The following is a 24,205-nucleotide window of genomic DNA, read 5'->3' as shown; positions in this document are numbered from 1 at the left end:
AGTCTTTTGGATTCGCTATTTTCGTTTTTGTGAGAATCATCGACCAAGCCATATCACTCATCGGGAGAGCCACCTCATGGCTTACGGTGCTGCTGGTTTTGGTCATTGTCATAGATGTTTTTCTCCGCTACGTTTTCAACGCTACTTCCGCCGCTTCCTTTGAGCTGGAGTGGCATTTGTTTGCGGTCATCTTTCTGCTGGGTGCCGCCTGGACACTCCAGGAGGATAAGCATGTGAGAGTGGATGTTTTTTACCACAGTTTTTCAGAAAGCAAAAAGGCCTGGGTCAATTTGATTGGGACTCTGCTCCTGCTATTGCCATTTTGTGCGGTTGGGTTTTGGGAGTCTTTATCTTTCGTAGAGAGCTCCTATTCATTGGGGGAAACCAGCCCCCAACCTGGCGGGCTGCCTGCACGCTGGATCATCAAATCCACCATTCCTGTAGGTTTTTTTCTCCTTGGATTGCAAGGAATTTCCCTGATCTTAAAGGCCATAAATATTATAAGAAATGGAAGAAGGCAAGAAGTCACAAAAAGCTGAACAAACACCTAAGTGGCTAAAGACGATCCAGCTAAATAGCTGGGAAGCCGAGTTGCTCATCTCTGCGCTTGTGCTCTATGCATTGTATCAGGTGCCAGACTACATCGACAGAACCTCCCTTCAGCATTTTGAGCGGGGCAGCCAAATACACAACCTGGCCTCACTGATCAAAAATGCCGTCCGGCTCCTGAGTTTCGGATACATCCTCCACATTTTGGTCAGGGGTGTGTGGGTAGCATCTGTGGGGCTTAGCTATGTATTTCCTGGTGGAGTAAATCAGGAGTCGCTAAAATTTAAAGGTAAATTCAGGAAAGAGCTATCCAAATCAGGTTCGCTGGTAAAAATGGTGCTAAGACTGGAAGAACTGTCTTCGATCATTTATGGTATTTCATTCATCTTTTTTGGTACACTTGTTGGTTTTGGGGGATTTATTTTCTCATTCATTTTTGCTTTCGAACTGATCCAGCCCCTGATGGAAAGCAACTCCTACTTTGCAGGGGTTGTAGGAATTTTGATCCTTTTCTACTTCTTCCTTGCGTTATTGGTATTTATCGACTTTTTGACAAACGGCTGGTTTAGAAGAATGAACTGGTCGGCAGACTGGTTTTATTATGTGGCGCTCTTTTTCAGGGTTGTTACGCTTTCATTTCTCTACCGCAGGTCGCTTTTGGTGCTTATTTCCAATACGAAGGGCTGGAAATCCTATCTCATCCCAATTATCGTTTTAGGTATTACGGGTGGATACATGTGGTTAAAAAATAACTTCACAGATGCTGCAAGAGACCGATACTATATGTCAGCAAAATCGGGAGATTACAATTCGGCAAACTACGAATCAACAAGAGACGCCAATGACTTTCTAGCTGCCACCATCCAATCGGATATTATCAATGACAATACATTGAAAATATTCCTAAAAGATATGGGCTCCTTCGGGGGAATCTATTTTGCAGAAGGAAAAAGCCGTGATAAAAATGAATGGCATCAGCTTCCGTCAGATTCTGTCAGTGCCCTTTTTGATGAGTGGCTAAATGTCCAAATCGACGATAATCAGGTCAAAAACGTCAATTGGTTCAAAACCCAACATCCCACAAATTTTCAATTTGGGTTTACGGCCTTCATTGATATCAAGGAATTGGAAAGAGGACCTCATTTCCTGAGGATTGGTATAGATACGACAGGCATGAAGGAGCTATCACAGAAGATAATAGAGAAGGACAATTATTCGCTGCAGACGATCAGCAACATTTACTTTATCTACGATAAGCCCTGATGGAATACCTGCCCCTCATATTGTTTGGTGTGATTTTCCTGGCCATTCTTTTTGGCTATCCGGTGGCCTTTACGTTGGGAGGCTTGTCCGTGATTGTGGGGCTAATTGTCTTTGATTCAGACTTCTTTTACCTCCTCTCGCTCAGGATTTTTGGCACCATGCAAAACTTCGTTTTGCTGGCCGTGCCGCTCTTTATCTTCATGGGCATGATGCTGGAAAAGTCCGGCATTGCAGAAAGGTTGCTGCACACCATGAGCATGCTTTTTGGAAACATCAGAGGGGGTTTGGCCATAGCAGTGGTGGTGGTAGGGGCGATGCTCGCGGCATCTACCGGAATCGTCGGAGCGACGGTGGTCACGATGGGGCTAATCAGCTTGCCAACCATGCTGAAGAAAGGCTACTCACCAAAACTCAGCACCGGAGTGATCGCCTCATCGGGCACCTTGGGCCAGATCATTCCACCTTCGGTGGTTTTGGTGTTGCTTGGGAGTGTGCTGAATGTTTCGGTGGGCGATTTGTTTTTAGCCGCTGTGGTGCCCGGCGTTGGGTTGGTGGTCGTTTATCTCCTCTACATTCTGGCGATGGGTCAGCTCAAGCCGGCTCTTGTTCCTGCTGTGCCGAGAGAAGAAATTCAGGCTTTCAGGGATGCGGGCTTTTCTAAGGAAGTGTTTAAATCGTTTCTGTTTCCATTTCTGCTGATTGTCATCGTATTGGGATCCATTTTCGCAGGCATTGCCTCGCCCACAGAAGCAGCCGGTGTGGGGGCATTCGGCGCAATGATCCTGGCAGTTGTGAGTAAGAAATTTAACCTTTCCATGCTGAAAGAGGTGATGAAAGAAACCACCATGCTCACTTCTATGGTCTTTATGATCCTGGTAGGTGCCACCGCATTTTCTCTTGTGTTCAGAGGGTTGGAAGGAGACAAATTTTTGCTCGCACTTATTGAAAGCGCTAACCTTGACGCCACCAGCTTTCTGATTGTGGTCATGATCATTGTTTTCATCTCCGGCTTTTTCATTGATTTCATCGAGATTGTTTTCATCATTGTGCCGGTAGTGGCCCCCATTTTTGTGGCACTGGAGGTGGACTTAATTTGGATTGGGATCTTACTAGCGGTTAACCTTCAAACTTCTTTCCTCACACCACCATTTGGATTCGCGCTTTTCTACCTCAAAGGTGTAGCACCACCAGAAGTGAAGACCAGTCACCTCTACCGGGGCATCATTCCCTTCGTGATCATCCAGTTGTTATTCCTCATTTTATTGATTGTATTCCCGGGGTTGGTTAAATTGGTTGGATGAAGCCACTTTTCATATTTGTACTCTTTTCAATTATTATCCATCCTGTGCAAGCCCAAAGTACGTCAGACCTGAAACAACAGATTGATACGTGCTCAAGTGATTCAGTTAAATCCTTGCTATATGGCAAGTTGGCCATGCAATTTGGACGCTCCAATCCCGACTCTGCATTTTATTATATATCAAAGGGCAAATCAATCGCTCTAGAAATAGGTAACTTAACCTGCCTTGCCTCTATGGATAATGGAATGGGAAATATTCATTTCTTTCAATCAAATTATGATTCCTGCATATTCTACTTTTCATCCTGTTTGAAGACGTCTATGAAGTTGAATGACAGCACAAGGATGGGGGCGATGTTCAACAATATCGGACTAGTCTATTCCTATCAAGCCAAATATGATACGGCCCTTGAACTTCTTCATAAATCATATGAAATACGAAAGAATCTGGAAGACGAGGGCATTACTAGTTCGGTGAACAATATTGGTATTGTATATCAAAAAATGGAATTATGGGAAAAAGCATTGGAGTACTACAAGGAAGCAGCCAAGCTCAAAGAACAATATGACCAAAAGCTTTCTTTAAGTAATACACTGAATAACATTGGGATAGTACTTAAAAACATGGGCAAATACTCAGAAGCAATTCCGTACTATGAACAATCACTTGGTATCGCTATTGAGTTCAATGACAAAATCAAAGAAGCTAATGCACACAACAACCTCGCCTCAGTATATCATGACACACCGGATATGATACACCTGGCCGGACCTCACTATGAGAAGTCAATTGCTCTCAAGGAAGAAATGGGGGATAAGGCTGGCCTGGCAAATACGTTTGGCAATTATGCTGAATGGATGATGGATACCGGCAAACCCTCTAAAGCCATTGAATACATTAAAAAGGCCGAGGCTTTAAATGAAGAACTGGGCAAAAACCTTTATTCTTCCAAGATCAGCAGATTTAAAGCAGATATTTATAACCAGCTTGGGAATCCTGAAGAAGCATACAAGGCACTTCAAGAAGCTTACAGATTAAGAGAAGAAGAGCTTAATGAAGACCTGAATAATAAAGTTGCCGATCTTGAAGTCCAGTTTGAAACGGCAAGAAAAGAATCTGAGATTGAACGGCTTTCACTAGAGACTGATCTTCAAAAGGCAGAACTTCAAAATACGAGAATCATCATCCTCGTAGGCGGTGGTAGTGCCATTTTGATTGTCATTTTATTAGTACTTTTTTATCGTCAGCGGACACGAAAAATGAAGGCAGAACAAGAAGCCCAGGACCTTCAAATAGAGGCTTTAAAAAAGCGATTAATTGACCTGAATATTAGTCCGTCTGAACCTAAGGTTGATGCCGATCAACTAAATGAGAAAATAAACACTCCCCTTTCAGAAAGGGAATTTGAAGTCCTGAAGCTAACATTGGAAGGCAAATCCAATGGTGAAATAGCTGATTTGCTTTTTGTTTCTGTAAGCACAGTCAAGTTTCATTTGAGAAATACCTATGGTAAATTAGGCGTGAACAATCGCAAAGAAGCCTTAGACTATGTGGTTAAAACATCTTAAGTGTTTTATTCTCATTCTTTTATCTCTAAATGCTGCCTCTCAAACCTCCATCGACAGTCTGGAGAATGAGTTGAGCAACCTGAAGGAGTCAGACCCATTATATTTAATTAACCTGACCAAACTAGCCAAGGAATATGCAGAAACGCACCCGGATACTGCCTTAATTATCTGTAATCGAGCACTTAGGATTAGCGAATTACTCCAAATGAATAAGGAGAAAGGCCAAATCTATGTTGCACTTTCAACTAGCTATAGTTTTCTCGCAGACTATGATAAATCAACCGCTTTTTCTTTTAAAGCAATAGAAGTCGCAGAAGAATTTATGGATACCGTCACGCTCATTGATGCCTTCAATAATCTTGGGATTGATTACATGATGCAGGAGGATGATCAAAAAGCTGTAGCATACTTTCAGAAAGTAGAGGTGCTTTCCAGACAATTCAATGACACGCTACGCTGGGGTCATGCGCTCAACAATTTGGGTATGATGGCCGGATACAATGATGATGCTCAAGCCGAATTACGCTTTTACGAACAAGCCGCAGCACTATTCCGTGCCATTAACGAAAAAGAAGGATATGCCAATACGTTACTGAACTCAGGAACCGTATACACACTTTATCTGGAGCAATACCAAAAAGCCAATGAGCTTTATGACGAAGCTCTGGCAGTTTTCAAAGAAATTGATATGTCCTCAGGCATTCAGAATACGTTGCAAAGCAAAGCGGAAAACCTTATGTACATGGGTCGGCTGAGCGATGCACAAACAATGGCTGAAGAAGCATTGGCAATAGCCAAGGAATTTCAATTTGCCCAAGATGAAATATATACTTATGAACTTCTGAGTCAGATATCACTGGAGACAGGTGATTACCGTTCTGCATTAAGCTATCTCCGATCGAAGAATGAGATTGAAGGGGAGGTATTTACAGAAGAAAAATCCAGACAAATAGCTGAGCTGGAAACAAAATACCAGACCGAAAAAAAGGAGCAGGAATTGGCTATTGCTTCATTGCGATTATTGCAGCAGCAAAGAGAAAAGTATTTCCTGATAGGTGCTTTGATTTTCAGTGTGACTGTGGGTGGGTTTATCATCCTCTCACTCAAACAAAAAGCACAACTAAAACAAAAGCTGCTTGCAGAAGAAATTGAAAATTTACGACTTAAAATAAATTCCTTGCTTGGAGATAGCAGTGCCATAAAGCTTAGCCTTGAGGAGCTAAATGAACAGCTTCATCAACCACTAAGTGAGCGGGAGTTTGAAATTCTAAACCTGACAGCCTCAGATAAAACCAATCAGGAAATTGCAGAGGAAGTCTTTGTTTCTGTTAATACAGTAAAGTATCACCTTAAGAATATTTACGATAAGTTGGGTGTTAACAATAGAAAAGAAGCGCTTCATCTTATTGTTGGTCGTTCCTGATAATCGTCAATTATAGCCTCTATTCGATGATTTTTAAAAAACTACCCGCGCGGGTAGTCAAAACCTAGCCCATTAGGTCAGGAGAATTCTTATGGTATTGCGAGAAGTTTGAGTCAAACAAAATCGCAATGCCATGAAAAGAATCTTAGTTAACAAAATTTCGTTGCTCGCCTTCATGCTCCTCATGATGGGCGTGGCGAGTGCTCAAATAGCCGGTGGCGTCTATTCTGTAGGCTCTGGAGGAGCCTATGAAACATTAGCAGATGCTATTACGGAGCTCAACTCTACAGGTATCTCCGGGAATGTTACATTGGAGTTTATGGATGGCCATGTAGAAGATGGCTATAATATCATTGGCAATTATGACGGAAACGCAGACTATGAACTGGTCATACGGCCGGAAGCAGGTGCCGCTTCTGTAGAGATCATAAATTCAGCTAATGGGAAAATTCTGGATTTCACAGGGGCCAGAAATGTGACTCTTGATGGTAGAGCAGGGGGGATAGGATCACCAGTTTTAACGCTCACTAATAATTCCACTTCAGGAGCTTTGGCGGGGATCAGCTTTGAAGGTCAAACCGAAAACGTCACTGTTTCTCACTGCAATATTGTATTCAAAGTGCAAGGAATAAGAACAATTGGTGGGGGCATCAATGATCCTGAAGAGTTGATCATTGAGAACTGTAGGTTCTCAACATCAGTAATTGATACAGCAATTCCCTATATGCTCGCCATCAACCATGACAACACAAAGGCATCAAGTGTTACTATTAGAAACAACATTTTCGAAAGTCCAAATGTGAGCACAGGAAGCATTGGTACTTACACCGCTATAAGTTCCAGAAGCGGACTGAATGCTTATAACAATGTGATCGCTGTAGGGGACATTGATGTAGAAAAAATATATGGTATTTACGTTGATTATGGTATCGGCGGAGAAATAAGCCACAATACGATCGCATTTGATGGTGGGTCAACTTCCAACGCCACTACTGAAGTTTACCCCTTGTATTTCAATCATTCCGGAACCGCTACTGTAAGCAACAACATTATTTACAATAGCTTTGATTGTGGCTCAGGATGCACCAGAGGAGCCATAAAGCAATTCATTTCTTATGGAGGCAGCCTTACTGCTGAAAATAATGCGTTCGGTCTTAGCTTTAGCACGGCCGCACTAAACGCTTACTACCTTTACAACAATGAAGTTGGAAATGTCGTATCCGAGTTCCCCGATAACAAATTCCTCGGCTACACCCTATTCAATTTTGTTGATTTCGCAAATAATGACTTGAGTCTTACCGAATCTGCGCTTTTGAACGAGCCAGGATTCAGGACTCTGAACCCAAGCCAAACCACTGATATCAATGGAGACGCAAGAAATGCTGGCCTAGCCACCAGAGGAGCGGTAGAATCTCCGTTTTCGGACGCAGATAATAACATTTACAATGTAACCGCTCCGGAATTTTCCGGGGTAACAATCCAACGATTTACCACCACGGGCAGCTTTACTGTTCGGGTTGAAAACCCAACGGCCAACCTTACCTTTTCACCGGTTTTCACCTTAGCACCAGGTGCAACTATTTCACCTGAAAGTGGACAGCCTTTTGATTTTGGTGAAACCATTCAGTTCTCCCCGTACTTCACCGTAACTGCTGCCAATGGAACAGATTCTTTCATTTGGTTTGCAAACATTACCGGGGAAAACCCATGGTCGGGTGGCACCTACAGCATTGGCACAGGAGGAGATTTTGCAAGCATAACTGAAGCATCAAATGCCTTTGCAATATTCGGAATTGACAATGATGTCATTCTTGAACTGGAAGACGGATATAATGGTGAATGGACTTCATTTTTTACAGGATCGGGCCTTGTAGATCATACAATTACTATAAGACCGGAGGCTGGAGCTACAGAAATCACCCAGTCTTTTCACGGCACTGGTGGATACAATATCATACTGGATGGACGACCCGGAGGTGTGGGGGAATCCGTACTTACCTTCAAAAGTTTGAGCTTCGCAGTATTTAACGGCGGTTCCATTGCAGAAATCAGACATGTTAAATTTTTGAACCTAACTGGTATCAACGGCCAAAATCTGTATGGACTAAGGGTAATCGGCAACACAGCCAATGTGGTTGTTGAAAATTGCGACTTCACAACAAATGGCTTTGAACAACGCGGCATTCTACAAGGGGTTTTCATTAATGGTGCTGAGAGTGTAAGCATCTCCAACAATAAATTTTACGACATTACGCACAGGCCAAGCTCATCCGTTTCATACCTTGCGGCGATCGATATTGGAGGCACTGTGGAGGGCACTGTGGATGTATTCAATAATAGCATCTCGTTAGCTCCGGAACGGGCCGGAGCAAATTTTGGGATTCGGTTACAAGAGCAAGTTTCAGGATCAGTCAAAGTATTTCACAATACTATCAATATCGAAGATTCAGGTAGTGGCAATGCTACCGGTATTTACACGGGGATTGAGGTTTTAGGAGATCCTTCAGATTTGCAAATCAAGAACAACATCATTGCCAATACAAGTCCTGGGACCAGACGGGGATTTCAGTGGACTACAGGTACTGGTGCAAGGGATGTAGATTATAATAATGTGTCCGGCACACTACCTCTTCAGTTTACCACAGGCATTACCTCTACTACTGATTTTAAGTCAACGTATATCAATTCAAGTGCAGAGGATGTAAGTTTTAATGATCCATCAGTTGGTGATTTGTCGCTCAATAGCAGCCTCAATAACAATTCGCAAATCCGTACCATCCTTGATGCCGGCATACCAAACGACATCAATGGTATTGCCAGAGGTTCTTTCCCGATGAAAGGAGCCTATGAAGTCCCGGGAAGTGGATTCAATGATATACTTCGACTTACTTTTGAAAATTCAGCTGATCTGGTCATCGACGCTGAGAATGCCACTGTGTCGGCAAGTGCTCATCCGGACACAGATTTATCAAGCCTGGCAGTTGATATTCTCGTTCCTCCTGGCGCTAGTATCACCCCCGACCCTACGATAGCCCGAGACTACACAAGCCCTGTTGCGTATACGGTTACATCGGAAGATGACATTGACAAAGTATGGTCTGTTACTATCTCAGAAAGAAATGTTGCCCCGGAAGGACTGACCTTGTCCAGCCCGGAGGTGGACGAAAATGCCGGTAATGATGCCATCGTGAGTGTGCTACTTCCGTACGATCCTAATAGTGCTGATACTCATGATTTCGATCTTGTATCCGGTGACGGTGACGATGACAATAATTCATTTAGCATTACTGACAATATCATTTATGCCAGATTTTCCCTCAACCATGAGGGAAAAGCCACTCGTTCTGTGAGGATTCGAGTGACGGATCAGGGAGGATTATCAACTGAATTCATTCGTGAAATTGCGATCAATGATCTCAATGAAGCACCGGATGGTTTGGATGTTGATGAAAATGAGTTTGATGAAGGAGTAGAAACAGGCACTATGTTCACCACCCTTTATATCGATGATGAAGATGATGGTGATACATTCTCATTAGCATTTGTCGCCGGTGAAGGAGATGATGACAATGGCAAATTTGAGTTTGGTTTTGATGAAATTGATGAGGAATATTTCCTTATTACGTTAGTCGATTTTGATTTCGAATCTCAAAGTGAATTTTCAGTACGAATGAGAGTCACAGACGCTGGAGGTTTATTAAATGAGTTCGTTGTTCAAATTTTTGTCTATGACGTAGATGAAGCACCAGAGTTTGCCGATCAGATTTTTGAGATTAATGAGAACTCATCAAACGGAACTTTGATTGGTCAAATTGCTGCCAATGACCCTGAGGAGGGCACTCTTACCTTCTCGGATCTAGCCGGAGAAATCGGCGCAGTATTCCAAATTTCATCGGATGGGCAATTGACCGTGGAAGACGGCTCATTCCTGAATTTTGAAGAATCTGATTTCTTTGAATTTGAAGCGGAGGTCACTGATGGTGAATTTGTAGAGACAGCAACCATTCGGGTGAATGTTCTGGATGTGAACGAAGCACCTACGGATGTTTTTCTTTCAAACCTCACTATCAATGAAAGTAATCCAACAGGATCAATCGTTGGTAACCTTTCTCCACAAGACGAAGATCAAGTGGATACCCACACCTACGCTTTAAAAGAAGGCAACACAGACAATGAAGCCTTCGACATCAGCGGTGACCAGCTGGTGACGGCTGAATTACTTGATTTCGAAACAAAATCAACGTACAATCTCGAGATCATCGTAACCGATCAAGGAGGCTTAACTTTCGAGCAGGAATTTGCAATTTCTGTAAATGACCTGCCTGCTCAAATCACTGCTATTGAATTGGATAACTCCTCAATCAATGAAAATGAGAATGCCGGAACATTGGTGGGCAACTTGAGCACCTTCGGGGAAGACCTGTCTGGTAGCTTTACTTATGACTTGGTAGACGGTTCAGGTAGTGATGATAATGCTTCATTTTCGATTTCGAATGATCAACTGTTGACTAGTGAAAGTTTCGATTTCGAAATAAAGAACAGCTACAGCATACGAGTGATGGTGGACGATGGAAGTTTGACGAGTGAGGAAATATTCACCATTTCAATCACCAATGTTAATGAAGCTCCAATAGTGATTGCATCTCTTAATGATGAAAGCGCAGAAGAAGGTTTTGGCTCTACATCCATCAGCTATGCTGGTGTATTTTCGGATCCTGATGGCGATGACTTAAATATTTCTGTCTCCAGCAGTAGCGAAAGTGTAGTAACTGCATCGGTTATCAGTGGAAATCAAATTCAAATTTTAGAGGTCGGTGTTGGTGTGAGCACGATTACCGTTACTGCGAACGATGGCAATGGAGGCACAATATCTGATGATTTCACTTTCACAGTGACGGAGGCTCCACTTGGATTAACTGAAGATTTAAATCTCAAGGTTTATCCAAATCCAACAGCTGATTTTATCAACATTGGAGCAAACAAATCATTGAACGTGCAGCTGATTGATCTCAATGGAAGAATCCTGCAAATCGCCAATGGTCAGCATATTCAACTAGACCTGGGAGCAGTTAAGGCCGGCATCTATCTGTTAAAAATCAGTGATGGTAACTCAACCGAAACTAAGCGAATCATAAAGGCAAACTAAGGCAGCATTAGCTATGGCTATTGCGATGGGGCGGCTCCAGGAGTCGCCTTTTTTTATTTTGCGTCTTTTCTATCCAGGAAATAAACTTCCTGAATTTTTCCTTCAGCCACTTTATACATCACGATAGCATAAATTTTTCTCCCTTCTCCAAATGTTACTTCCTCATGCTCAATGACTGTGTTATTCACTGCAATTCGATTAAGGAGATTACAATTCAATTCCGGTGTGCGTGCAAACATATTTCCATACTGTACTCGCATAGTTTCCTTGCCCTGATAGAGTAGTTCTCTTTTATCATTGTAAACCTTCACCGAATCAGAATAGGGTTTGAGAAAGGCCTCAATGTCCCGATTGTTGTAGGCTTCAAGTTGCTCATTGGCAAGCTCCTCGGGTGTCTGAGCAAATAGCAGGTTGGCACATACAATGGCCAGCATGGTAAAAACTGCTTTTTTCATAACTACATGATTCGTTCGTAAAACATTCGCTCACTCACATTCATCCACACGCTCACATCTTTTCGGAATTTATCGAAGGCCTCATACACCTTTTTGCTAGGCGCATCCTTTTCACACAGCTCAGTCAATGCCTCCTTGGTGTATCCCTTCAATGCCTCCAGCACTTCCACTGGAAAAGGCGCTACTTCCACATCAGTTTCATTAATAATTTTCTGCAAATACTGACCGTTCTTTGCGTCAAACTCCGCCCCCATCCATCGGTTCGTACGATAGCAGGCGGTGCGAATGATCTCTTGTAAATCAGATGGCAATGCATCAAACTTGGGTTTGTTGATCATCATCTCTAAAGCGGGTCCTGGCTCATGCCATCCAGGATAATAGTAGTATTTAGCCACATTGTAAAAGCCCATCAGATAATCGTGAAACGGACCAATCCATTCTGTGGCATCAATCACGCCTCGCTCCAGATTGGTATAAATCTCACCCCCTGAAACCAATACCGGCGTTCCCCCTGCTTTTTCCAACACCTTCGCTCCCAGTCCCGGAATACGCATTTTCAATCCCTGAAGATCTTCAATCGTTTTAATCTCTTTCTTGAACCATCCAGCCATCTGAACACCCGTGTTTCCACAAAGGATTGGCTGAATATTGAACGGCTCATAAAGCTCTTCCCAAAGCTGCGCACCTCCGCCCGAAATAATCCACGATCCCATCTGCTGGGCATTCATTCCAAAAGGAACTGCTGCGAAAAACTGTGCAGCAGGCACCTTTCCTGCCCAGTAATACGCTGCACCATGATTCATCTCCACTGCTCCATTGCTCACCGCATCAAACCCTTCCAGCGCCGGAATCAATTCACCTCCACCGTACACGGTGATTTCCATTCGTCCTCCCGACATTTTTTTTACCCACTCCGCAAGGAGCTTGCAACCCTCTCCCACGACCGGGAAATTAGGTGGCCAGGTGGTGGTCATCTTCCACCGATAGGTGTTGTTGAAATTAATGTAGGGACCCTGGCTTTTTTCTTCGGGTTCTATGCAGGATGCCAATGTGGTAGCGCCTGCTGCAGCCAGAGCAGATTTGGTGAGAAAGTTGCGACGTTTCATGGCACTAAAGCTAATAAGAACCATTAAACCGATTACTTCGAGTAATCGGTTTAATATTCTATTCGAAGCAACTCCTTCTCCATATTCACATATTGCAGCTTCTCCATCTTGGTCACTTCCAGGGAGTAAAAATCAAACTCTTCTACCACCTTACCCTGAAGACGATACACGCCTGATCCCCGAAATGGCCAGGCCGCTGCTGATGGCGGAAAGTGTACCGTGTCAATAAACTGACCCTCCCGGTCTACAAACGTGCCGAAGTTCATCCGCTTACCATTTGATGTGCCTGTATTTTTAACAGCCACCAGATAGCCCAGCATGGTTACGTTCTGCCCCAGAAAATCAGGCAGCTGCCGTGAAAGGATGCCTCTTTCGTCCGCCTCCAGTAAATCAAAAGGATTACACAGCGGAAACCCCAGCAGATCCATTTCATCGAAAGCACTTTCCCTGGGGTCCTGATGCAGGTTTGGTAGCTTCCAGGATTTCATTGGTGTGTGAAATAGCTGGTTCTTTTCTCTCGACACACCAGACCCTAACTGGAAATGCACTTGCCAAAGCGTCTCCTTTTTTGAAAGCCCACAAAAGCGAAGTGCTCCTACTCTCACCAGTAGCTTGATCTGCTCAAGCGAAACATCCACGCGCTCAATGAAATCACCCAAATCCAGGTACTGCCCGTTGATCTCACGCTCCATCAATATCTTTTCAATCACCTCGGTATTCAACCCCTTGACCATTCCTAACCCCAGGTAAATCGTCTTACCCAAAATAACTGTCAGTCCTTCGCTATGATTGACACAAGGCGCCTCAATTTCTGCACCTTGCATCCGTGCCTCGTGCACATAAAACTCCACCCGGTAAAAACCTCCACCGTTATTAATCACCGCCACCATGTACTCGAGCGGATAGTAGGTCTTGAGAAATAACGCTTGATAACTCTCCACGGCGTAGGATGCTGAGTGCCCTTTGGCAAATGCATACCCGGCAAAGCTTTCAATCTGCCGCCAGACATCTGCTGCCAGCTCGTACGGGTGACCCAGATCTTTGCAGTTTTCAAAATATCGATCACGTGCCTTTTGAAACTCATCCCTCGACCGGTACTTTCCCGACATCCCCCGACGCAGCACGTCTGCCTCACCAAGCGTTAGTTTAGCAAAATAGTGCGCCACCTTGATCACATCTTCCTGGTACACCATCACACCGTACGTGTCGGGCATGATTTCCCACAACACCGGATGTGCTTCTTTTCTTCGCTCGGGATAGCGATAGCGGAGGATGTATTCCCGCATCATTCCTGACTTAGCTACGCCCGGACGAATGATGGAGCTGGCGGCTACCAATCCCATGTACTCCTGCACCTGCAGCTTTTTTAGCAACATCCGCATGGCTGGTGACTCAATGTAAAAGCATCCAATCGCGTCTGCATTTTTCAACCGCTCACGAATGACCGGATCATCCTTAAATCGTTTAAAATCATGAATGTCAATATCACCTACATCCGGACAATTCCTTGCAATCACCTCCAGTGTGTCTTTGATCTTGCCCAACCCACGTTGACTTAGGATATCAAACTTATAAAGTCCCACATCCTCTGCGATGATCATGTCAAAATGGGTGAGCGGATAGCCCTTTGGCGGAAGGCTGGTCGCCGTGAAGTAGTGAATGGGTCTGTCAGAAATCAAGATGCCGCCCGCATGTATACTCAGGTGGCTGGGAAAATCCTTCAGCCGGGCACTATACCGGTGAATCAGACGACCGATATGATCCAGCTTGGATTGGTCGGTTTCTGTGGCAATTTTATCAATCTCATACCCAGGCAATCCAAATACTTTCCCCAGCTCCCGCATTACTGCCCGATGCTGAAAGGTGCTGTAAGTCGCAAGAAGCGCCACCTTCAATCCGTTCTCAGACTGACCAAAACGTTCAAAGATGTAGCGGGTGATGTCGTCCCGATCCTTCCAGGAAAAGTCAATATCGAAATCCGGTGGATTCTGACGAAACAGGTTGATGAAACGCTCAAAATACAGATCCAGACTCACCGGATCTACATCTGTGATTCGAAGTAGATATGCTACGATGCTATTCGCCCCACTCCCGCGTCCTACGTAATAATATCCCATCTTCCGGGCATAATTCAGAATGTCCCAGTTCACCAGAAAGTAAGAGATAAACCCCTTGGTTTTGATCAGGTCAAGCTCTTTTTTCAGTCGTTCGTGAATTTCCGATTCGGGATGATCCCCATATCGATAGGGTAGCCCTTTCTCGCATAGATCCACCAACAACTTCCAATCTTCCTCATCCGATCCGGTATACGTTTTGATGTTTTGGTGCCGCTCAAAATTTCCAAACTCAAAATCGATTGCACATTGGTCAAACAACCGCTTGGTGTTCACGATAATCTCGGGATAGTCTCGATAACACTCGAGCAATTTTCCAAGTGGATACATCACATCATCAGGATTACCCTCCTGTGTTTTCGAAAGCTTGCTCAGCAAGGTGTTTTGATCCATCGCGCGAAGCAGACGGTGCATATTGAAGCTGACTTTTTCCTCCCGAAAAGAAACCGTCTGTAACACCACCAGCTTGTCGAGTTGCTTGCTCCACTTTGTCATGGTAAACTTCACCATGTCCCGGGGACGCACGCCCAAATATTCATGCGACTCCAGCTCCCGGTCAAAATCAAATTGAAATGGATAGATAATAAATGCCTGCTCAAATACCGGCGCCCGATCTGGAAAGTCTCTCTCTTTATGAAGATGCTCAGACAGATACTCATTCAGCTCCTGAAATCCTTCATTGCTCTTTGCGATCCCGATAAATTTCTGCTCGTTCCCATTTCGAAAATCAATTCCGAGAACAGGTTTGATTTCCTGTTCCTTGGCTAATCGAACGAAGTTGAGACTGCCTGCAGTGGAGTTGATATCGGTTAGTGCCAGCTCATTAATTCCACACCTTTTAGCCTCTGCCAGCAGATCCTCCTCGGAGAGGGTGCCGAACTTAAAGCTGTAATATGAATGGGTGTTGAGGTACATGATCAATTACTCACCTAGCAATCTCCCCCTCTGGAGGGGGTAAGGGGGAGGAAAACACTTCGGCTTTAAAGTTTTGTTGTATTCGTAGTTGTTTTGGCTAGATATTTTCATAGTTCATATTTAAATCCCCGACACAATGCCATTACGCTAAGCAGTTCTCTTCTGTCCTCTCCCTTCACCCTCTCCGAGAGAGGGACATTTTGCAGCTTAGCCTAATAGCATTGGCTCCCCGCCACGGGGGATACTTTCACCCCGTTTTGGAAATCCTCAAATCCCCTTTGAACGGATTAAAAGTACGTAGGGCTTTCACATTCATTGTCTTTGCCCGGACCACCGAGCGGTCACCATGTTTCATCCGCATCTGATCTACGGCCTGGTAGAGATTGATGATCTCGCCCGTGTCTTCAAACAGGTTGATCTGATAGTTACCATGCACCAGACTACTGAAACGCACACCGACTAATCGCACTCGTAAGCGTCGATCATAGAGCTTATCGAACAGTTCCAAAATTCGAGGGATCAGGATATGATCCGCCGACGTGTAGGGCACCCTGATCTGCTGCGTGTACGTGTTGAAGTCGGCATACCGGATCTTCACCGCCACACACGAGGTGAGCTTGTTTTCTGATCGAAGCTGAAAGGCCAGGTGTTCCGTCATGGCCAGTATGATTTCTCTGAGCCTGACAACATCAGTCGTATCCTGATCGAAGGTGCGCTCAGTAGAGATCGACTTTCGCTCGGAGTATGGGATCACCGGGGAGTTGTCAATCCCGTTTGCTTTCTCCCACATGGCAACCCCATTTTTACCAAAGATCTGCGCCAACAAATCACGGGGCATTTCCTGAAGGGTTTGTACCAAACGCACACCCAGACCAATCAAGGTCTGATGGGTTTTTTCACCGATCATCGGAATTTTATTCACCGGAAGAGGCGCCAGAAAATTTCGCTCCCTGCCCGTCTCGATCCACAGCTTATTGTTTGGTTTGGCTTCTCCGGTAGCTACCTTGGAAACCGTCTTGTTGATTGATAAGCCAAAAGAAATTGGAAGACTCGTTTCTTTGATCACTTTTTCCCTCAGCTCACTGGCCATTTTGTAGCAGCCAAAAAACCGATCCATCCCCGACAGGTCCGCATAGAACTCATCGATAGACGTCTTCTCGAAAACAGGTACATTTTCACTGATGATCTCTGTTACCTCGTTAGAAAACTTGGTGTAGTCTTCGTGGCTACCCTTGATCACGATAGCCTCCGGGCACAGCTGCATGGCCAGCTTCATCGGCATAGCCGAATGAATGCCAAACTTGCGCGCCTCATAACTACAGGCCGCAACTACCCCCCGGTCGCTGGACCCACCGATGAGAATAGGCTTTTTCTCCAGCCGACTGTCTCTCAACCGCTCTACAGACACGAAAAACGTGTCCAAATCCATGTGAAGAATTGACCGCTCCATATCGTAAATTTAGCTACTTATTTTGGTAATACTAAAATTATTAGTAATTGTTAGCGGTCTTTTTCCCGTAGATTTTTATCAGATAAAATGGGATCAGCTCTTCACCTCTTCCCTGCCATCGGCATGGAGGGCGAAGCGACCTTTCTCTCTGGGATGCACAAACTCATCTTTCGGCCATGGCCATCCACCAAACTGGGTACGCTGAAACTCACGGATGGTATCATAAATTTCTTCCTGACTGTTCATCACGAAAGGTCCCTGCTGCACTACTGGTTCGCCAATTGGTTTGCCCTGCAGTAAAAGAAGATGTGCTTCTTTGCTTCCGTTTTTCAGTACCACTTTTTGATCGGCATGCAGGTCTGCCCCTTGTTGCTCATTGAGGGTTTGATCATCTACATCCAATGTTTCCCCTTTATAGAAATAGATGGATCGATTTACTGCTGCGTCAGCGATTGGTAGCTCTAACTGGCCATTCGGCTTGATCTTGATAAGCCACACGGCCACTCCATTTTCGGGATCTGCCGCCCAGGAATCCGGCGTGGTGTCCAGTGATTTGGTTTCGTTGAAATCACCCGCCACAATTGTTACTTCCGCATCCTCGGTTTTGTGAACCGGAATGTCTTCCGCCCAGAGCATTTTGTAATGAGGCTCCACAAACTTGCTTCTTCGCGGTAAGTTCAGCCAAATCTGGAACAGCAACATGGGATTGTCTTTGTCAGCGTTAATCAACGGAAACATTTCTGAATGGAGCACTCCCTTTCCTGCGGTCATCCACTGTACGTCTCCCTGACCAAACCGTCCGGTCGCGCCCATGGAATCGGAGTGATCCACCAGGCCTTCAGGCACTACAGTGATCGTTTCAAATCCACGATGCGGATGCTGTGGAAAGCCTGGCACTTTGCTGCCATGGTACATACGCCAGCCATCTTTGATGGTAAAATCCTGCCCAATCATACGACCTCTCAAATGTTCCGGATCAGGGCCCATTTCATCGTTTCCTTTTGGAAAAAGATCTCGATGGTACACACAAAACAGGAACGGATCTTGGGTCTCCCATGGAAAGCCGAGCGGCTTAATTTGTTTGATTGCTGACATGTTGTTTGATGTTTTTGATATTAGATAAGCATCGACAATAGATTCAAAATGACACTTTTAGTCTCCTCCCCTGGAGGAGGAAGAGGTGGGTTAACAGAAAGAGCATTTTGAATCATATTGGTGGTTAAAAGAAACATTTATTTTTACTGACCTACCCCTCCGAAGAGGGGAATAATGCTGTTTCTTTTAACCTTATTCGATATTCACGTTACTTTAATGATTAACTCAGAACGGATAGGTAGAGTTCAGCGCAGTAAACCGATTACTTGGAGTAATCGGTTTACTATTTTTACTCTATGAAACGAATCGCCATTTTCTGTGGGTCTAAAATGGGTAATGAGCCGGTCTATGAACAAGCAGCACGGGAGCTGACCGAAGCATTGGTGAAAAAAGGAATCGAGATTGTGTATGGTGGCGGAGATGTGGGGCTGATGGGCGTAGTTGCTGAAACCGCTTTGGAAAACAATGGCATCATCACTGGAGTAATCCCCGATAAACTTTATGAAATGGAGGTTGCTCATACGGGCATCACTAAACTATACCGTGTGAAAGATATGCATGAACGTAAAGCTCTAATGGCTGATCTATCAGATGGGTTCATTGCTTTACCGGGGGGTGTGGGTACGCTGGAAGAAATGACTGAAGTGATGACCTGGGCACAGATCGGTTACCACAACAAACCCTGTGCGTTCCTCAATACCAAAGGCTATTACGATCACTTCATTGCCTTTTTTGATCACATGGAAGCCGAGGGCTTTTTGTATAAATCTTTGAGTGATCAAGCGATAGTAGAGAGTGAGCCTGTCGAATTGATCGCACGGTTGGTTGCTAAGAGCTAAAGGGCTAGCCACTCCTCAATTTTCTCCTTATTCTCTTCAAAAAGCTGCTGACCGAATGCTTTGAGTTTGCTCATGTTTTCCTGTGTGGCACAGTCCATATCAGGATCGATATCAGTGGATTTTAAATCTCCATCTATGCGTAGATACTGATCAGGATTATCAATGGTACCATAAATTTTGTCCAACTGGTAATGCGCTACATCCGCAGAGCCGGACATCATGATGTCGATCACTGGTTGCACCCATTCGGCCATCCCCCAGTTTTTGGCTTTGGAGTACTTGTATGATTTGCGGTTGTGGCCTGTGCCAATGGATAAGATCTTCATGTCTTTGGCAGTGGCCTCATCACCATCCATCTCGAAGATGGTTCTGCCCTCCGCATAAGCGACTAGTGCGGGGTTATTTACAAAAACTCCTCCGTCTATGAGGGTAAAAGAGTTACCAGCTTCTGAGGTCACCTGCTCACACTCAAAATAGGTAGGTGCTGCCGAGGTAGCGCGTGCCACATCTTTCACTTTGAAGTTGTAATCCGGGTCATTCTTAGCCTTATGCTGACCAAAGAAGTGGCCCTTTCGGTTTTCAATATCGTAGGTGGTAATGACACAGGGTTTGAGCAAGTCCTTTAGCCAAGCATCTCCAAAGTAATCGTTGAGGGCATTTTCAATTCCTTTGGCCGGATACTTCTCATCAAGAATCCCAGCCACTGTCCTGATCTTATGAAAGAATGGAACGTCAAAGATTTTATCTCCCCGCTCAAAGTAGAGGCCTACGACCTCCTTAGCAGAAAATTTCGGATTTGTTGGCGATGTTTGGCCCGGCAAAAGGAAAGCGCATGCCAAGATGCCTCCCGTGCTGGTGCCTGAAACCAGGTCAAAGTCTCTGGCAACCTGAACACCAAACTCTCTTTCCATTTCTACCAGAATCTGACCGGGAATGATCCCGCGAATGCCTCCACCATCGATGGATAAAATTCTTTTTAGTTCTGCCATAGGTTAGTTTTTATTCACTCGTACTTTTTTGAATCCGAAGAGGGCTAAAAGGAGCGCTAATGCGATAAATACCAGGCGGGTTAACTTTTTCATAATAGTGATGTTTAAATGTTCCATAAAGATCGACAGGTATGTGCCTGTATATCAATACCCTAAATTGGGTAATCTGGCAAATCACGCTCCCATTCACCGATTGAAATCATCTGTATATCGAAAGCTAAAAGTGGGCCTTCAAAAACTGATGTGCATTCTCGAAACATATACCTCTTACTGCCGTCTCAACTGCCGCTTCATCTTGTAAGTGATATTTCGCTCCGTCTATTTCGCTTAGTGTTTTCATTCGTTGGAAAAGATCATGCTCAAAATCATCGAATAGTAGGGAGTTTCCATAATCTTGCGTGGGGTCAATGTATCCTTCAAAGTCCGTCCCCAGCGTGAAGATGCTCCAGCATTTCGCTTTTTGATTTAAGTCTAGCTGATCACTAGCCAAAATCTCATCCACCATGGCTTTCAGGTTTTTCCAGATCAGATCGATGCTGTTGACCTTGTCTTTGGGGTCTCCCAGGATGCGCTGATCAAAACATATCCCAATCAATCCGCTGGTTTTAGCCGCCCAAACGACATCCTCCCCACAGGCATTGATATTCCAGGGGTAGAAGCCATCCTTGTTGTCAAAGTCATTTTCCCTGTCTGCATAGGCGATGGTCTCATCGAGCGTCTGCCATCCGCTATATCCCACATGACTTAAAATCACAGGGATCGTGTCACCTTTATCCATACATGGTGCTACGATTTTTTCATAATACCATTTCCTCGATTTGGCGGCTGTATGTTTCAGGTCGATCAGTATTCTTCTGCCCAGGGAACTCTCCTTTTGAAGTTGATCATTCAATCCCAATAAATGCTTAAGGGCCTTTTCCCCTTCGGGCCTCATTCCTTCGTTCATTCCGTCTGTCTGATCAGATAGGATTCGGAGCGCATCCGGCATGCTGTGTGCATGGCCTCCCAGAAAATTGTTGAAATGATGCGCGAAGGTGATGAATAAAACCGACTTGGGCCATTTTTTTAAAGCTGCAATCCGATCGTTGACTTTGTCCAGATTGGTATCAGTTCCTAAAGCATGCATCCCTTCAATGGTCAGCACCATCGCAATTTCGTTGCTGTCAAGTGTAGATTTTACTTCCGCATAATCCGAGCAAACCACATACTTTCCAGTGGCATCCAGGGATTCGGGGTAAGTCTTCCGGAGCTTGGTTGTGCGCTTCCAGAGCCTCCGAATGCCGGGTATGTAAATATTGTTTTGCTTCTTCGCTCCACTCTTGCTGAGCAGAAAGTCACGCTCAAGGATCAGCTCGTCATAGTAGTCATAATCTTTTGAAATAAAGAACTTGATCCGTCGGATGGGCATGCGCATTAGTAGAGACTGCAAAAAAGCCCTGGCTATTTTCAGGATGGTGGGTGCACCTGTGACCAGCGCAAAGATGGCCTGAACCCATTTGAGTGGATTTAAAAAACCCAGCCCTGAGGTAGAAAGTACATCAAGGAGTCTGATGAGCTTGTTCTGATCAATCTGGCCACCTTTATAAAAGCCTTTTTCAAATGGATAGAGCGAGGCAAATACCAGCTTGGTTTTCCCGTTCCAGAGCTTTACAGGGTCACATTGTGAATAGCTAAAGGCCCTCTTGCCTTTTTCCTGTTTTTTGAAGTTGCTCAGGACAATATTCCAGGGGTGGTACTTATCCGCTCTTTTTTCACTCTTTGTGTGGCGCATCCAGTGAAATGCACGCGAATGAGGGTGACAGTGTAGGTCAGCGTATTTTTTCATAGTGAGTAGGTAGAGGCTAAGTTCCTCATTCCTCACTTCAAACTCAATACCTAAAAACTGGTAAGTTTTCTACCCAAAAAGTTGCTTCGATTTTTTCCTTACCCTGTAACCAAACGTGATCATAACCGGAGGATACAGCATGTAGATGAACCCTGCAACAGCAAAGTTCAATGCACCCTGACCGAATGGGTGAAAAAACGCTGTGATAGTAGAAAGAAAAGGAATAGCACTCATCAGCACATTTTGCCACAGGCTTACCTTGGTGGCAAAAGATTCATAGTCGTCCAGTTCCAATTCATCCCGCTTTTTGTAAGCATGGCGGTAAAGCCAGGCCATAGTCATGAAGATCAGCGTGGCACCTGCTCCATAGGCAGTCATCAGCAGAGTCATGTTTTCCCCATTCATCTCCCCACCAAAATCATTCATGAAATTGTCCGGCTTCCCAAAAATCAACCCTCCGTATAGCTCCACAAGAAATCTTGCCAGAAACTTCAAGGGATAAACGTAGATCAGAAGCGTAAAAAGCAATAAGGTATTTACGGTGACGGTTTTGGTGTTTTGCAGCCCATATCTAATGAAAAAGACATAATGTTGGTACCAAATCACTACGATGAGCACAATGCAAATGAACGAGGGGATGATGTCCTCAATCGATTTTCTGAGCTCGTCAAATGTCTCCGGGACAGTAGAGGATAACACCACCAACGTAAAGGCTACCGCAAAAACTGCATCACTAAAAGTTTCTATTCGTGTCTGGTTCAACCCCCGATATTCGAATCGTGAATCGAGTCCCACAAGTTGATTTTTGATATTTCTCATCGATGGCTCAGTTGGCTATTCAAGATAACCATTCATCTCTAAAATAGCCCCCTGATAGAAAATAAAAAGGCTTGGCAGATACTGATCGTTTTTGAGACTACAAGAAAACCAACTCTCAAATACTATGAAAAACAACAGAAAATTAATGGGAATGCTAATCCTCTCCTTCGTGAGCTTTGCAGGATTGGCACAGTTGAGCACACCTCCGGGGGGAGGTAGTCAAAAGTCGTATGTAAAACAGCACATCGGCGGGGTAGGAAGTGTAGCCATTTCCTACAGCAGCCCGGGCGCACGTGGCAGGACTATCTATGGTAATGTGGTGCCATACGGATTTAACAATCTTGGTTTTGGGCTGAGCACTGCGGAGAATCCCTCCCCCTGGCGAGCAGGTGCAGATCAGAATACTACGTTTACCTTTTCTCACGACGTGAAGATTGAAGGAAAGGAATTGCCCGCAGGCAAGTACGGCTTCTTTGTGGCTCCAGCTGCTGAGGGAGCATGGACGGTGATTTTCTCGAAAGACAACAACCACTGGGGAAGCTTTTACTACAAAGCGGAGAATGATGCGCTTCGGGTGGAGGTTACACCTGAAGATGTAGGCTTCCATGAATGGTTGACGTATGAGTTTATTGATCGGCAAAACACTTCCACCACTGTGGCGCTTATCTGGGGTGATAAAAAGCTTCCGGTCAAAATCGAGCTGGCCGATCCGGTGGGCGCACACATTGCACAACTGACCGCCGAGCTGAATAACCAGCAGGGTTTCAACTATCAAAACTTCACTGCAGCTGCCGGATATGCCTCCAGTGTAGGTGAGCATGAAAAAGCAATCGAGTGGGCTGATGCGGCTATCAATGCCCCGTTCTTTGGTCAAAAAAACTGGGCAACCATGTCTACCAAAGGAGCGGTATTGGCAGCTGCCGGAAAATCAGAAGAATCTGCACAGGTAATGGATGAAGCGATCAGACTTCCAGGAGCAACCGCTGGGGCTATTCACCAATATGGACGTCAATTGATTGCAGCTGGTCAAAAGGATAAAGCCCTCGAAATATTCAAATACAACCACAAAACAAATAATGGTGCCTGGCCTACCAATTATGGATTAGCTCGTGGCTATTCTGCAGTTGGCAACTACAAGCAAGCCCTCAAGTATATGAAGCTGGCCAAAGAGAATATTCCTGCCGGGGATACCTTAAACGGGCCGATCATTGATCAAAACATTGCTAAATTGGAAAAAGGAGAAGACATCAACTAATTCATTAGCAACGCAACTGAGAAGCCTGCCAATATCTGGTGGGCTTTTTTCTTCCAAACCCAAAAAAGGGAAAGCCGTTATTAAGTTGAATAA

General features: G+C 44.7%; 16 protein-coding genes. 8 read left to right on the top strand and 8 right to left on the bottom strand.

The features are described from left to right. Positions 1-29 precede the first annotated feature (29 nt). The 6 genes from RLN88_RS01735 to RLN88_RS01710 all read left to right on the top strand — a co-directional run bounded on the left by RLN88_RS01735 (position 30) and on the right by RLN88_RS01710 (position 11,250). Complete coding sequence (locus tag RLN88_RS01735) at positions 30-539, top strand: TRAP transporter small permease subunit (RefSeq protein ID WP_350219645.1); 510 nt, start codon at positions 30-32, stop codon at positions 537-539. Then, a complete protein-coding gene (locus RLN88_RS01730; protein WP_350219644.1) occupies positions 508-1,812 on the top strand; it encodes a hypothetical protein in 1,305 nt (434 codons plus the stop codon). Before RLN88_RS01735 ends, RLN88_RS01730 begins: the two co-directional genes overlap by 32 nt. After that, positions 1,812-3,113: a TRAP transporter large permease gene (locus RLN88_RS01725; RefSeq protein ID WP_350219643.1), complete on the top strand. Its 1,302-nt coding sequence runs from the start codon at positions 1,812-1,814 to the stop codon at positions 3,111-3,113. The genes RLN88_RS01730 and RLN88_RS01725 overlap by 1 nt, the downstream gene beginning before the upstream one ends. Continuing rightward, positions 3,110-4,681, top strand: coding sequence for a tetratricopeptide repeat protein (locus RLN88_RS01720; RefSeq protein ID WP_350219642.1), 1,572 nt, complete (start codon positions 3,110-3,112; stop codon positions 4,679-4,681). The genes RLN88_RS01725 and RLN88_RS01720 overlap by 4 nt, the downstream gene beginning before the upstream one ends. Then, the gene (locus RLN88_RS01715; protein WP_350219641.1) at positions 4,662-6,104 is read left to right on the top strand and encodes a tetratricopeptide repeat protein; all 1,443 of its coding nucleotides are present in this window, start codon (positions 4,662-4,664) and stop codon (positions 6,102-6,104) included. Before RLN88_RS01720 ends, RLN88_RS01715 begins: the two co-directional genes overlap by 20 nt. 133 nt (positions 6,105-6,237) lie before the next feature. After that, a complete protein-coding gene (locus RLN88_RS01710) occupies positions 6,238-11,250 on the top strand; it encodes a cadherin domain-containing protein (RefSeq protein ID WP_350219640.1) in 5,013 nt (1,670 codons plus the stop codon). A gap of 53 nt (positions 11,251-11,303) precedes the next feature. Here RLN88_RS01710 and RLN88_RS01705 read toward each other — a convergent pair whose 3' ends face one another. From RLN88_RS01705 to RLN88_RS01685, 5 genes are all read right to left on the bottom strand, one after another. Beyond that, positions 11,304-11,705 carry a nuclear transport factor 2 family protein gene (locus tag RLN88_RS01705; protein WP_350219639.1) on the bottom strand — a complete coding sequence of 134 codons (402 nt, stop codon included), beginning with the start codon at positions 11,703-11,705 and terminating at the stop codon, positions 11,304-11,306. Between the two features lie 2 nt (positions 11,706-11,707). Continuing rightward, positions 11,708-12,811, bottom strand: a complete 1,104-nt coding sequence (locus tag RLN88_RS01700; protein ID WP_350219638.1) for a TRAP transporter substrate-binding protein — start codon at positions 12,809-12,811, stop codon at positions 11,708-11,710. A 50-nt stretch (positions 12,812-12,861) separates the two neighbouring features. Further along, the gene (locus RLN88_RS01695) at positions 12,862-15,840 is read right to left on the bottom strand and encodes a DNA polymerase III subunit alpha (RefSeq protein WP_350219637.1); all 2,979 of its coding nucleotides are present in this window, start codon (positions 15,838-15,840) and stop codon (positions 12,862-12,864) included. A gap of 247 nt (positions 15,841-16,087) precedes the next feature. Then, positions 16,088-17,290 carry a DNA polymerase IV gene (dinB, locus tag RLN88_RS01690; protein WP_350219636.1) on the bottom strand — a complete coding sequence of 401 codons (1,203 nt, stop codon included), beginning with the start codon at positions 17,288-17,290 and terminating at the stop codon, positions 16,088-16,090. 93 nt (positions 17,291-17,383) lie between these two features. Beyond that, positions 17,384-18,385 carry a pirin family protein gene (locus RLN88_RS01685; protein ID WP_350219635.1) on the bottom strand — a complete coding sequence of 334 codons (1,002 nt, stop codon included), beginning with the start codon at positions 18,383-18,385 and terminating at the stop codon, positions 17,384-17,386. 296 nt (positions 18,386-18,681) lie between these two features. Here RLN88_RS01685 and RLN88_RS01680 point away from each other — a divergent pair, with 296 nt between their 5' ends. Then, positions 18,682-19,224 carry an LOG family protein gene (locus RLN88_RS01680; RefSeq protein ID WP_350219634.1) on the top strand — a complete coding sequence of 181 codons (543 nt, stop codon included), beginning with the start codon at positions 18,682-18,684 and terminating at the stop codon, positions 19,222-19,224. On the opposite strand, the gene RLN88_RS01675 is transcribed toward RLN88_RS01680, so the two are convergent. The 3 genes from RLN88_RS01675 to RLN88_RS01665 form a co-directional block, all read right to left on the bottom strand. Further along, positions 19,221-20,213 (bottom strand): CBASS cGAMP-activated phospholipase, encoded by a 993-nt coding sequence (locus RLN88_RS01675; protein ID WP_350219633.1) that lies wholly within the window; start codon positions 20,211-20,213, stop codon positions 19,221-19,223. The two genes, RLN88_RS01680 and RLN88_RS01675, sit on opposite strands and share 4 nt — an antisense overlap. Before the next feature lie 217 nt (positions 20,214-20,430). Continuing rightward, positions 20,431-22,038 carry an amidohydrolase family protein gene (locus RLN88_RS01670; RefSeq protein ID WP_350219632.1) on the bottom strand — a complete coding sequence of 536 codons (1,608 nt, stop codon included), beginning with the start codon at positions 22,036-22,038 and terminating at the stop codon, positions 20,431-20,433. 69 nt (positions 22,039-22,107) lie between these two features. After that, positions 22,108-22,857, bottom strand: coding sequence for a TMEM175 family protein (locus RLN88_RS01665; protein WP_350219631.1), 750 nt, complete (start codon positions 22,855-22,857; stop codon positions 22,108-22,110). Positions 22,858-22,981: 124 nt separating this feature from the next. Between RLN88_RS01665 and RLN88_RS01660 the strand changes: the two genes are divergently transcribed. Further along, positions 22,982-24,112, top strand: a complete 1,131-nt coding sequence (locus tag RLN88_RS01660; RefSeq protein WP_350219630.1) for a DUF2911 domain-containing protein — start codon at positions 22,982-22,984, stop codon at positions 24,110-24,112. Positions 24,113-24,205: the final 93 nt, after the last annotated feature.

It is taken from the genome of Ekhidna sp., assembly GCF_040223195.1.
Taxonomy (GTDB): Bacteria; Bacteroidota; Bacteroidia; order Cytophagales; family Cyclobacteriaceae; genus Ekhidna.
This window is presented reverse-complemented; position numbering and strand designations above follow the sequence as displayed.